Below are 12107 nucleotides of genomic sequence, written 5' to 3'. Positions count from 1 at the left end.
GGGTGGACGAAGTCCATCGCGTAGCGACGCCGAAGGCGCCCTTGACTTTGGAGGGGCGGCCCCGTACGCAAGCGCCACCCCACCACCCGAACACCTTTTCTCCGATAAACGAGCCCTCCCTATGCCCTTCTCGCATCTTCTTCAAGACTTTCGCGCCCCGCCCATCCGTCCGCTGCCTCATCGGCCAGTCGTTCACGGGCCGGGCGGGAGCCCTAGGCCCACCTCGTCCCGACGCCACAACCGCCGCCCCGTACCTCCCTCGCTTCGAGTGCAACCACCTCACGGAGTGCTGCCCTCACTTCGGGCGCCGTCTCCCGCACGCGCCCTCTCGCGCCGGGTGCTGTCTTGCCTGCGGTTTCGTCGGCTGAAGGCCGGTTGGTTGATCGTTCTCGAGCCGGGTAGCTACCCGGCCGTATGCGCGCGTCTGGGGGTGGGGTGGCGTGCGGCTGCGGCATCGGTCTCGGGGGGCGAGGGGTACGCATGGCATCGGCAACCGGGCCGCTGGGTTCGGACGACACGAACCCGCAGAGTAGCCCGCCCCCAAAGGCCAGCGCGCCTCCAAAGAACAGCACGACAAAGACCAGTGCGACCCCACCCGGCGGCGGGATGGCGCCGTTGCTGCCGGGTGGTGAGCCGATCGAGAAAGTGCTGCGCCAGGCGCAGTTCTTCGTCCCAGGGAAGCCTTCCGGTGATTATCGGCGGCTGCATCGGCACGGCGGACGGAATGCCGAAGAGTTCTATCGGGAGCGGTGTCGGCACGACCGGGAGGTCCGTTCGACTCATGGCGTGAACTGCACGGGATCGTGCTCGTGGAAGGTGTACGTCAAGGACGGCATCATCACGTGGGAGACGCAGCAGACCGACTATCCGTCGGTCGGCCCGGACTCTCCGGAGTACGAGCCGCGGGGCTGCCCGCGCGGCGCGTCGTTCTCCTGGTACACGTATTCGCCGTCGCGTGTCCGGTATCCGTACGTGCGAGGGCCGCTGTTGGAGATGTGGCGGGAGACGAGGCGGCGGCTCGGGGATCCGGTGGCGGCGTGGGCGGAGATCACGGGTGATCCGGCGCGGTCGGCGCTGTACAAGGGGGCGCGCGGCAAGGGCGGGTTCGTCCGGTCGACGTGGGCGGAGGTCACGGAGCTGATCGCGGCCGCGCACGTCCACACGGTGAAGGAGTACGGCCCGGACCGGGTGGTCGGGTTCTCGCCGATTCCGGCGATGTCGATGGTGTCGTACGCGGCGGGCACCCGTTTCCTGTCGATGATCGGCGGGACGATCCTGTCGTTCTACGACTGGTACGCGGATCTGCCGATCGCGTCGCCGCAGGTGTTCGGCGATCAGACGGACGTCCCGGAGTCGGGCGACTGGTGGAATTCGTCGTACCTGATCGTCTGGGGCACGAATCTGCCGATCACGCGGACGCCGGACGCGCATTTCATGACGGAGGCGCGGTACCGGGGCCAGAAGGTCGTGGTGGTGTCGCCGGACTTCTCCGACCACACGAAGTTCGCCGACGACTGGCTCGCGGCGGCGCCGGGCACGGACGGGGCGCTCGGAATGGCGATGGGCCATGTGGTGCTGACCGAGTTCTTCCGCGACCGGCAGGTGCCGTATTTCACGGAGTACACCAAGTCCTACACCGATCTGCCGTTCCTGGTGACGTTGGAGGAGCGCGGCGACGCGGTGGTCCCGGGACGTTTCCTCACGGCGGCCGAACTGGGCGACGAGGGGGAGGGCGCGGCGCACAAGCCGGTCCTGCTGGATTCGCGCACGGGCGAGGCGGTGGCGCCGAACGGGTCGCTGGGGTTCCGCTTCACCGAGTCGGGGATGGGCCGGTGGAATCTGGATCTCGGCGACGTCGACCCGCTGCTCACCCTGTACGGCCGGCACGAGGAGTCGCGGCCGATCGATCTGCCGCGCTTCGACGTAGGCGAGACGGAGGGCGGCGCGGTGGTCCGGCGCGGGGTGCCGGTGGCGCGGGTCGGCGGGCGGCTGGTGACGACGGTCCTCGATCTGCTGATGGCGCAGTACGCGGTGCGCCGCGACGGCCTGCCGGGGGAGTGGCCGGACGGCTACGGCGACGCGTCCCAGCCGGGCACTCCCGCCTGGCAGGAGGAGATCACCACGGTCCCCGCCGACGCGGCCGTCAGGGTGGCGCGGGAGTTCGCCCGCAACGCGGAGGTGTCGCGCGGCCGGTCGATGATCTGCATGGGCGGCGGGACGAACCACTGGTACCACTCCGACGAGATCTACCGGACGTTCCTGACGCTGGTGATGCTGTGCGGCTGCCAGGGCGTGAACGGCGGCGGCTGGGCGCACTACGTCGGGCAGGAGAAGGTGCGTCCGCTGACGGGCTGGCAGCAGACGGCGTTCGCGCTGGACTGGCAGCGCCCGACCCGGCACATGACGGGCACGTCGTTCTTCTATCTGCACACCGACCAGTGGCGGTACGAGACGTTCGGCCCGCAGGAGATGGCGACACCGCTCGGCCGCGGCCTGTTCCGGAACAGGACGTTCGCGGATTGCCTGGCGCAGGCGTCGCGGATGGGTTGGACGCCGAGCCATCCGGGGTTCGACCGCAACCCGCTCGATCTCGCCGACGAGGCCAAGGCGGCGGGACGTCCGGTGCCCGATCACGTCGTGGACGAGCTGAAGGCCGGCCGGCTGCGGTTCGCGGGCGAGGATCCGGACGCGCCGGAGAACTGGCCGCGGGTGATGACGATCTGGCGGGCGAACGTCCTGGGCTCGTCGGGCAAGGGCATGGAGTACTTCATGCGGCACCTGCTGGGGACGGACGACGCCGTCCGCGCGGAGGAGTCGCCGCCGGAGCTGCGCCCGGCGGAGGTGGTGTGGCGGGACGAGGCGCCGCGCGGCAAGCTCGACCTGCTGACCACGATCGACTTCCGGATGACGAGTTCGTGCACGTACGCGGACGTCGTGCTGCCGGCGGCGACCTGGTACGAGAAGCACGACCTGTCGAGCACGGACATGCATCCGTTCGTGCATTCGTTCAATCCGGCGATCGCGCCGCCGTGGGAGACCCGCACCGACTTCGACGCGTTCCGGCTGATCGCCGAGGACTTCTCCCGCCTCGCGGAAGACCACCTCGGTACCCGCACCGACGTGCTGCCGGTGCCGCTGATGCACGACACTCCGGACGAGCTGGCCCAGCCGGGCGGCCGGGTCCTGGACTGGAAGGCGGGCGAGTGCGCGCCCGTCCCGGGCGTGACGATGCCGAAGCTGGTGACGATCGAGCGCGACTTCACGGCGGTCGCGGCGAAGATGGCGGCGCTCGGCCCGCTGGTCGACTCGCTCGGCACGTCCGTGAAGGGCATGACGTGGGTGCCGGAGGGCGCCGTCGAGTACCTGCGGAAGTCCAACGGCACGGTCCGCGGCGGGGTGGCGGACGGCCGTCCCGCGCTGGCCCGTGACGTGCACGTGGCCGAGGCGATCCTCGCGCTGTCCGGGACGACGAACGGGCGCGTCGCCGTCCAGGCGTGGAAGGACCTGGAGAAACGCACGGGTATGCCGCTGGCGGACCTCGCCGAGGAGCGGGCCGGGGAGCACATCTCGTTCGGCGACACCGTGACGCAGCCGCGCGCCGTGATCACCAGCCCGGAGTGGAGCGGCAGCGAGTCGGGCGGCCGCAGGTACTCGCCGTTCACGGTGAACGTCGAGCGGAAACGGCCCTGGCACACGCTGACGGGCCGGATGCACTTCTTCCTCGACCACGACTGGATCCACGAGTACGGGGAGGCGCTGCCGGCGTACCGCCCGCCGCTGAACCACGTCCGCCACTTCGCCGGGGAGCTGGGGGCGCGCGAGGAGGGGCGTCCCGAGGTCACCGTCCGGTACCTCACGCCGCATTCGAAGTGGTCGATCCATTCGGAGTACGCGGACAACCTGCACATGCTGCGGCTGTTCCGCGGCGGCCCGACGATCTGGATGAGCCCGCAGGACGCCGCCCGGATCGACGTGAAGGACAACGACTGGATCGAGGCGTACAACCGCAACGGGGTGGTGGCCTGCCGCGCCGTCGTCACCCACCGGATGCCGCGCGGGACCGTCTTCATGTATCACGCGAAGGACCGGCATCTCATGACGCCGCGGTCGGAGATCTCCGGCTGGCACGGCGGCTCCGACAACTCGCTGACCCGCCTGGTGATCAAGCCGACCCACATGGTCGGCGGCTACGCGCAGCTCAGCTTCGCGTTCAACTACCACGGCCCGACCGGCAACCAGCGCGACGAGATCGCGGTGATCCGCAGGCGCGCCCAGGAGGTGCGGTTCCGATGAGGCCGATGGCGCAGGTCGCGATGGTGATGAACCTCGACAAGTGCATCGGCTGCCACACCTGCTCGGTGACGTGCAAGCAGACGTGGACGAACCGTCCGGGCACCGAGTACGTGTACTTCAACAACGTCGAGACGAAGCCGGGCGTCGGCTACCCGAGGCGGTACGAGGACCAGGACCGGTGGAACGGCGGCTGGAAGCTCGACCGCAGGGGACGCCTCCAGCTGAAGGCGGGCGGGCGCCTGCTGAAGCTGCTGTCGATCTTCTACAACCCGAACCTGCCGTCGATCGACGACTACGGCGACCCGTGGACCTACGACTACCAGACGGTGGTGAACGCGCCGCTCGGCACGCGGAACCCGAGCGTCCACTCGATCTCGGCGCTGACCGGCCGGGACATGACCCTGAGCTGGGGCAGCAACTGGGACGACGACCTGGCGGGCGCGCCCGAGACCGCGCCGTCCGACCCGAACCTCAAAGGCATCGAGGACCGGGTCAAGATGGAGTTCGAGCAGGTGTTCATGTTCTACCTGCCGCGGATCTGCGAGCACTGCCTGAACCCGTCGTGCGTCGCGTCGTGCCCGTCCGGCGCGATGTACAAGCGGTCCGAGGACGGGATCGTGCTGGTCGACCAGGACCGCTGCCGGGGCTGGCGGTTCTGCGTGTCGGGCTGCCCGTACAAGAAGGTGTACTTCAACCACCGCACCGGCAAGGCGGAGAAGTGCACGCTGTGCTTCCCGCGCATCGAGGAGGGGCAGCCGACGATCTGCTCGGAGACGTGCGTGGGTCGGCTCCGCTACCTCGGCCTGTTCCTGTACGACGCCGACAAGGTGACCGAGGCCGCCGCGACCCCCGATGAGCAGGATCTTTACGAGGCGCAGCTGTCGGTGTTCCTCGACCCGTCCGACCCGGAGGTGCAGGCGGAGGCCGCGAGGGCGGGCATCCCGGCGGACTGGGTGGACGCGGCGCGGCGGTCGCCGGTGTACGCGCTCGCCGTCCGGCACCGGGTGGCGCTGCCGCTGCATCCGGAGTACCGGACGCTGCCGATGGTCTGGTACATCCCGCCGCTGTCCCCGGTCGCGGACGTCGCGCACGCGGCCGGCTACGACCACGGCGACCCCGACCGGGTGTTCGCCACCATCGACGACCTGCGGATCCCCATCGAGTACCTGGCGAACCTGTTCACCGCCGGGAAGGCGGAGACGGTCCGGGACGTGCTGCGGAAGCTGGCCGCGGTCCGCGCCGTCATGCGGGCGGGGCAGCTCGGCCTCGACCTCGACGAGGACCTGCCCGCGTCGGTCGGCGCGACCCCCGACGACCTCGACGACCTGTACCGGCTGCTCGCCATCGGCAAGTACGAGGACCGCTACGTCGTCCCGAAGGCGCACGCGGAGGACGCGGGCCGGCTGATGGCCCAGCACGAGCAGCTGTTCTGCAGCCTGGACGGCGAGGGAGGCCCCGGCATGGGCGGGGACGGCCCGCCGAGCTTCGAGAGCTTCCATCCGGGCAGGTCCGCGAACGCCTCCGGCGGCGGGAGCACGTTCCGCGCCGGCGACGGCCGCACACACTTCAACCTGCTCGGCTGGAACGGGCGCGGCGACGCCCCGCACCTCTTCCCCGAGGCGGGCGAGCCGTGAGCCGCGCCCCGGTCGACCGCGGGGCCGACGGCAAGGTCGGCCCGTACAAGCTCGCCTCGGTGCTGCTCCAGTACCCGACCCAGGCGCTGTTCGACGGGCTCGGCCACCTCGACGCCGCCGCGGCGGCGACCGCGCCGCGCGCGACCCGGGACGGCTTCGCCCGCTTCCTGCGCTGGCTGCGCGCCACCCCGCCGACCGAGGTCGCGCAGCACTACGTCGAGACGTTCGACCTGCGCCGCCGCTGCGCGCTGTACCTCACGTACTACCGGTACGGCGACACCCGCAAGCGCGGGATGGCGATGCTCACCTTCAAGGCCGCGTACCGCGCGGCCGGGTTCGAGCCGTCGGAGGACGAGCTGCCCGACTACCTGCCGCTCGTCCTGGACTTCGCGGCGCTCACCCCGCGCGGGGAGAAGCTGCTGCGCGGGCACCGCGCCGACCTGGAACTGCTGCGCCGCGCGCTCGCCGACGCGGGGACCCCCTACGCGGACGTGGTGGCGGCCGTGTGCGCGCGGCTGCCGAAGCTGGGCCGCCGGGACCTGGCGCTGGTCGGCCGCGCATGGGAGCAGGGACCACCAGAGGAGGAGGTGGGGCTGGAGCCGTTCGCTCCGCCCGGGTACCTCGACGGCAGCGGAACGGGGGCACGGCGGTGAGCAGCTTCGAGTTGTGGTGGTGGGTGATCCTGCCCTACGCGGCGATGGTCGTGTTCGTCGTCGGGCACATCTGGCGCTGGCGCTACGACCAGTTCGGCTGGACGAGCCGGTCGACGCAGCTGCAGGAGCGGCGGCTGCTGAAGTGGGGCGCGCCGCTGTTCCACTACTCGGCGTTCGCGGCGATCGCCGGGCACGTCATCGGCATCCTGATCCCGCGGTCGTTCACCGAGTGGCTCGGCGTCCCGGAGCGGGCGTACACCCTGTTCTCCGGCATCGCCGGGTCCGTCGCGGCGATCGGGGTGCTGATCGGCGCGGGCATCCTGATCTTCCGCCGGATGGGGGTGCCGCGCGTCCGCGCCACCACCAGCGGCGTCGACTACCTCGCGCTGGTCCTGCTCGGCGTCATCAGCCTGCTCGGCATCTACCTGACGCTCGGCGTGCAGGAGTTCGGGAGCGGCTACGACTACCGGACGACCGTGTCGGTGTGGTTCCGCAGCCTGTTCGCCGGCGACCCGGACCACCGGGCGATCGGCGACGCGCCGGTGATGTACCAGGTGCACGCCACCGCCGCCTGGATGATCTTCGCGGTGTGGCCGTTCAGCCGGCTCGTCCACGCCTGGAGCTACCCGCTGTGGTACCTGTGGCGGCCCTACGTCGTCTACCGGGATCGGCGTGCGGGCCCGCCGCCCGAGCCGGGCACGGGCGGCCGGCGCTGGCGGAAGATCGGCGTGCCGTACTGACCGCTCACGCCTGGCCGGTCGCGCCTGACCGGTCACGCCCCGGTCCGCCGGTGCCAGGACGCGATGAGGGTGCGGTTGCCGACACCGAGCTTGTCGAGGATGTGCGAGATGTGGTTCTCCACGGTCCGCTCGGACAGGTGCAGGCGGCCGGCGATCTGGCGGTTGCTGAGCCCTTCGGCGATCAGCGCGGCGACCTGCAGTTCCCGCGACGACAGCGGCCCCGGCCCACCGGCGGAGGCGAGCGCGCGGGCCTTCTCCGCGAGCGGCGCCATGCCGAGGCGTTCGGCCAGGTCGCGGGCCGTCTCGCGGTGCGTCGCCGCGGCCCGGACGTCGCCGGGCCCCCGGCGCAGCGCGCACAGGCGGGCCAGCTCCAGGTGGGTCATGGCCTGGTACGGCGGCGAGCCGAGCGCCCCGCTCTCCGCCAGGGCGGCGGTGAGGTGGGCGCCGGCGGCCTCGGCGTCCTCCATGAGCAGGGCGAGCCGTCCGAGGTGCAGGCTGACGGGCCCGCCCCACGGCGTGTGCGCGGGGCCGACCGACTGGCGGCCCGCGAACGGCAGCAGCGTCGCGTAGACGGCGGGCGCCCCGGCCGTCTCGCCGAGCAGGCTCAGCAGCTCCGCGTGCCCCGCCGAGATGATCAGCCATTCGGCGGCGGGCGCGGGCACCCGGTCGAGGTGCGGGGCGACGCTCCGCCAGATCATGGCGGCCTCGTCCCGCCGCCCGAGATGGGCCAGCACGACCGCGAGCCAGGACCGGGCGAAGAACGGGCCGTGCTTGCTGAGCCGGCGGACCAGCGGCTCCACCTCGGCGAGGCCCTCGCCGGTGAGCATCGCGGCGTGCGCGGCGAAGACCAGGTCGAGGTGCTCGGCGCCGCCGTGCCGGCAGCGCCGGCCGAGCGCGAGGGCCTCCGCCGCGAGGGCGCGCCCGTCGGCGAAGCGGCCCTCGACGTGCGCGACGGCCGCCCGGAGCAGGAGCAGCCGCCACCGCCACAGCGGCTCGCCGGACCGTTCGACGTGCCCGGTGAACGCGGCGAGCTCCGCGTCGAAGTCGACGCGGCGTCCCAGCTCGGCGAACCCGTCCATCCGCCAGGTGTGCCCCCAGAGCGCGGCCTCCGGCAGCGTCCGGCCGAGGAGCGCGGCGCGCTCGCCCAGCGCCAGCCGGTCCTGGACGTGGCGCCCGTTGGCCAGCTCGGTCTGGCGGGCCTGCAGGGCCAGCAGCAGCACGTCGGGGTCGCCGGTGCCCTCCGCCGCCGCCAGCGCCCGCTCGCCGAGCGCGGGACCGGAGCCTGCGGCGGTGCTCGCCCACGGGTCCGCGGTGACCGCGAGCTGGGCGAGCAGCCGCGTCTCCCGGACCGGGTCGGCGCCGCCGAGCAGCGCCAGCGCGTCCCGGCACAGCGCGTGGACCTGCGCGGTCAGCGGGGAGAACGCGAGGTCGCGCGGCACCGTCGCGGCGTCGGCGACGACCCGCGCGTCGCCGGTCGCGCGGCCGAGGTCGGCGGCCTCGCGGCAGTGCCGCCAGCCCTCCTCCACCTCGCCGCTGCGGAACTCGCAGCGCGCCAGCTCCACCAGCAGCTCGGCGCGGACGGCGGCGGCTCCGGGCAGGGCGAGCGCCGCGCGGTACTGCGCGGCGGCGTGCTCGTGCGCGAGCCGCGAGACGGCCTGCCGGGCGGCTTCGAGGGTCGCCTCCAAAGCCCGGTCGGCGTCGCCGGCCTCGCGCAGGTGGTAGGCGAGCGCCTCGGCGGTGCCGTCCGCCCGGACGGCCTCGGCGGCCAGGGCGTGCAGCCGCTCCCGCTCCACCGTGCCGAGCCCGGAGTAGAGCGCCTCCTGGACGAGGGCGTGCGAGAACCGGGCCGTCCCGGCGGCGTCCACGCGGACGAGGCCCGCCGCGACCGCCTCGTCGAGCGCCTCGGGCGGCTCGCCGGTGACCGCGGTGAACACCGGCAGGGTGAACTCGCGGCCGAGGACGGCGGCGCGCCGCACCGCCGCCGCGGCGGCCGGGCCGAGCCGCCCGGCGCGCTGCTCGATCACGTCGCGGACACCGCTTGGCAGCCCCGCGGTGTCGCCGGTCGCCTTGCGCAGCCGCAGCAGCTCCAGCACGAACAGCGGGTTGCCGCCGGAGCGTTCGCGCAGGCCCGCGAGGTCGCGGTCGGCGAGCTCGTGGCCGAGCTCGTCCGCCGCCAGCCGCCCGGTCTCGCCCGGCGTCAGGCCGCCGAGGACCATGGGGGAGCAGGCGCGCCCGCGCAGGACGGGCCGCAGCGCCGCCGGAGCCTCCGGACCCCGGTACAGGCCGACGAGCAGCAGCCGCACGTCCGGCGCCTCGGCGGCCACGACCTGCAGCAGCGACAGCGAGGACGGGTCGGCCCAGTGCAGGTCGTCCAGGACCAGCAGCAGCCCCGGCCCGGCGGCGTCGCGGACCTGCCCGGCGACCTCGTCGAACAGCCGGGTCCTACTGCCGCCCGCCAGGTCGGGGGAAGGGAGGCCGAGGGCGCGGAAGACCTGCGTCCAGGGCCGGTAGGGCGCGGCGCCCTCGCCTTCGAGGCACGCGCCCCAGGCGGTGCGGACGCCGTCCGCGCGGGCGCGGCGCACCAGCGCGTGCGCCAGGGCGGTCTTGCCCGCGCCCGCGTCGCCTTCGACGAGCACCGCGCCGCCGTCACCGGCCAGCGCCTCGGTGAGCCGCCCGGACAGGAAGGCCATCTCGCGCTCGCGCCCGACGAACGTCGTCATTGAGTACCCCGATGAGTGGTTCCACAGATGTCCGTAGCGTGCCCGATTCCTAGCGTCGTCTCCATGGAGAACGCGGAGAAGCGGATGGCCACCGTGGGACGCTCCCCGGCCCCGGCCCCGGCCCCGGCCCCGGCCCCGGCAGCGGCTCCGGCCCCTGCTCCGCGTCCCGATCCGGCACGAAGGGAACCGTCATGAACCGCACCACCACCGGGCTCACGCTGTGCGCCCTGTCCGCGGCGTTCAACGTCGACGGCGTCATCGCGCTCGGCGAGTCGGACGCGCCGCCCGCGTTCGTCGGCATCCTGAGCGCGGTGCTCGGACTCGGCACGATCGCCGGCGTCCTGCTCGCCCTGCGCGGGCGGCGCGGCGGCGTGCCCCTCGCGATCGGCACCCGGCTCGCCTCGGCGGCCGTCCTCGACGTGCCGGCGTACTTCATCGGCGCGCCCGCCTGGGTGTACGTCACGGTCGGGGCCGGGATGGCGCTCGGCCTCAGCGGCGTCGGCGCGCTGTGGTCGGCGCGCGGGGCGAGGGCGGCGGCATGACCTCCGGCCCGGCGCCCGCGGCGTCCGGCCCGCCGCGCGCGGACTCGGGCCCGGTGCTCGCGGCGTCCGGCATCGGCAAGCGCTTCGGCCGCCGGGTCGTGCTGGACGGGGCGGACCTGTCCGCCCGGGCCGGCGAGATCGTCGCGGTCGTCGGCGAGAACGGCGCCGGCAAGACCACGCTGCTCCGCGTCTGCGCCGGGCTGCTGCGCCCGGACACCGGACGCGTCGTCCGGTCCGGGCGGGTCGGGTACTGCCCGCAGGAGCCGGTGCTGCTGGAGCGGCTGAGCGCCCGCGACCACCTCGTCCTGTTCGGCGGCGCGGCCGGCTGGGATCGGGAGCGGTCGCTGAGCACCGGGACGCGGCTGCTGGAGTCCCTCGGGTTCGCCGGGCGGTCCCGCGTCCCGGCGAGGCGGCTGTCCGGCGGGGGCCGGCAGAAGCTCAACCTCGTGCTGAGCCTGCTCGGCGATCCGGAGGTCCTGCTGCTGGACGAGCCGTACCAGGGTCTCGACCACGGCTCCTACGCGGGGTTCTGGGAGCTGGCGGGGACCTGGCGCGACGACGGGAAGGCCGTCGTCGTCGTGACGCACATGCTCGCCGAGCTGTGGCGGGCCGACCGGGTGATCGAGGTGGCGGCGTGAACCGGTGGCTGCTCCCGGCGGAGATGCAGGCGCGCGACCTCGCGGGCCGCTGGCCCGCGCTGGCGCTGCTGTTCGCGCTGCCCGCCACGTGGTACCTCGCGGAGCTGGCGTCCGGCCGGCCCTGGGCGATCGGCGCGGGGGCGCTCGCCATGGGCTGGACGAGCGGCGCCGCGGCGCTGTTCGCCGTGCTGGGCGCCCGGCGGGCCGACCCGCGCCTCGTCCAGGCCGGGTACCGGCCCGTCGACCTCGCGATCGGCCGGCTCGCCGTGCTGCTCGGCGTGGCGCTGGCGGTCGCCGCCGCGTTCGGCGTCCTCATCGTCGCCTGCTCGCGCCCGGACCGGCTCCGCGACCTGTTCCTCGGGCTCGTCCTCGGCGGCCTGGTGTCGGTGATGCTCGGCTGGGCGATCGCGGTGCTCGTCCCGCACGAGCTGGAGGCCACGCTGCTGCTGATCGGGTTCGCGGGCATCGCCCCGACCGCACCGGGCTCTCTGGGCGACTACCTGCCGTTCTACGCGCTGCTGCGGTTCACCGACGTGACGCGGCCTTCCCCGGCTCCGCTGCCGCTCGTCCTGCACGCCCTCGGCTACGCCATCGGCCTCGCCGCGGTCGCGCTGCTCGTCTGGCACCGCCGCGTGCGGCTCGTCGGGGAGCGCCGATCTCGCCGTGGCCCCGCCGGGGGCGGACGAGGACGGCCAGGGCGAGCACGAGCGCCACGAGCATGATCACCGCCATGGGCGCCGAGCTCGACTCGCCGAACAGCCCGACGAGCGGCGCGGCCGGCGCGCCGAACCCGAATCGCAGGCCGCCGAGCAGCGCGGACGCTGTGCGCGGCGGGCGCCGTCGTCGCCGCCGTGGGCGTCCGCCACCGGCTCGCGCACCGACCCGAT

At 73.6% G+C, this 12107-nt stretch carries 8 protein-coding genes; 7 read left to right on the top strand and 1 reads right to left on the bottom strand.

The window, feature by feature from the left end; genetic code table 11:
* The first annotated feature begins 606 nt into the window (after positions 1-606).
* Genes AB0C78_RS13280 through narI form a run of 4 tightly spaced genes read left to right on the top strand, consistent with a single transcriptional unit; the run spans position 607 to position 7320 of the window.
* Entirely contained in the window at positions 607-4293 is a 3687-nt protein-coding gene (locus AB0C78_RS13280; RefSeq protein ID WP_360746365.1) for a nitrate reductase subunit alpha, read from the top strand.
* Positions 4290-5927 carry a nitrate reductase subunit beta gene (narH, locus tag AB0C78_RS13275; protein WP_360746363.1) on the top strand — a complete coding sequence of 546 codons (1638 nt, stop codon included), beginning with the start codon at positions 4290-4292 and terminating at the stop codon, positions 5925-5927. Before AB0C78_RS13280 ends, narH begins: the two co-directional genes overlap by 4 nt.
* A complete protein-coding gene (narJ, locus tag AB0C78_RS13270) occupies positions 5924-6580 on the top strand; it encodes a nitrate reductase molybdenum cofactor assembly chaperone (RefSeq protein ID WP_360746360.1) in 657 nt (218 codons plus the stop codon). Before narH ends, narJ begins: the two co-directional genes overlap by 4 nt.
* Positions 6577-7320 (top strand): respiratory nitrate reductase subunit gamma, encoded by a 744-nt coding sequence (gene narI / locus AB0C78_RS13265; RefSeq protein WP_360746357.1) that lies wholly within the window; start codon positions 6577-6579, stop codon positions 7318-7320. Before narJ ends, narI begins: the two co-directional genes overlap by 4 nt.
* Positions 7321-7352: 32 nt before the next feature.
* Here narI and AB0C78_RS13260 read toward each other — a convergent pair whose 3' ends face one another.
* Positions 7353-10040 carry an AAA family ATPase gene (locus AB0C78_RS13260; RefSeq protein WP_360746354.1) on the bottom strand — a complete coding sequence of 896 codons (2688 nt, stop codon included), beginning with the start codon at positions 10038-10040 and terminating at the stop codon, positions 7353-7355.
* A gap of 191 nt (positions 10041-10231) precedes the next feature.
* On the opposite strand from AB0C78_RS13260, the gene AB0C78_RS13255 reads away from it, so the two are divergent.
* Genes AB0C78_RS13255 through AB0C78_RS13245 form a run of 3 tightly spaced genes read left to right on the top strand, consistent with a single transcriptional unit; the run spans position 10232 to position 11942 of the window.
* The gene (locus tag AB0C78_RS13255) at positions 10232-10582 is read left to right on the top strand and encodes a hypothetical protein (protein WP_360746351.1); all 351 of its coding nucleotides are present in this window, start codon (positions 10232-10234) and stop codon (positions 10580-10582) included.
* The gene (locus AB0C78_RS13250) at positions 10579-11220 is read left to right on the top strand and encodes an ABC transporter ATP-binding protein (RefSeq protein ID WP_360746348.1); all 642 of its coding nucleotides are present in this window, start codon (positions 10579-10581) and stop codon (positions 11218-11220) included. Before AB0C78_RS13255 ends, AB0C78_RS13250 begins: the two co-directional genes overlap by 4 nt.
* On the top strand, positions 11217-11942 hold the full coding sequence (locus AB0C78_RS13245; RefSeq protein ID WP_360746345.1) for a hypothetical protein: 726 nt from the start codon (positions 11217-11219) through the stop codon (positions 11940-11942). Before AB0C78_RS13250 ends, AB0C78_RS13245 begins: the two co-directional genes overlap by 4 nt.
* The last annotated feature ends 165 nt before the right edge of the window (positions 11943-12107 follow it).

This window comes from Actinomadura sp. NPDC048394 (assembly GCF_040651755.1).
In the GTDB taxonomy this organism is placed as follows: domain Bacteria; phylum Actinomycetota; class Actinomycetes; order Streptosporangiales; family Streptosporangiaceae; genus Spirillospora; species Spirillospora montaniterrae.
The sequence above is the reverse complement of the archived record's forward strand: the minus strand, read 5'-3'. Positions and strand labels throughout refer to the sequence as shown.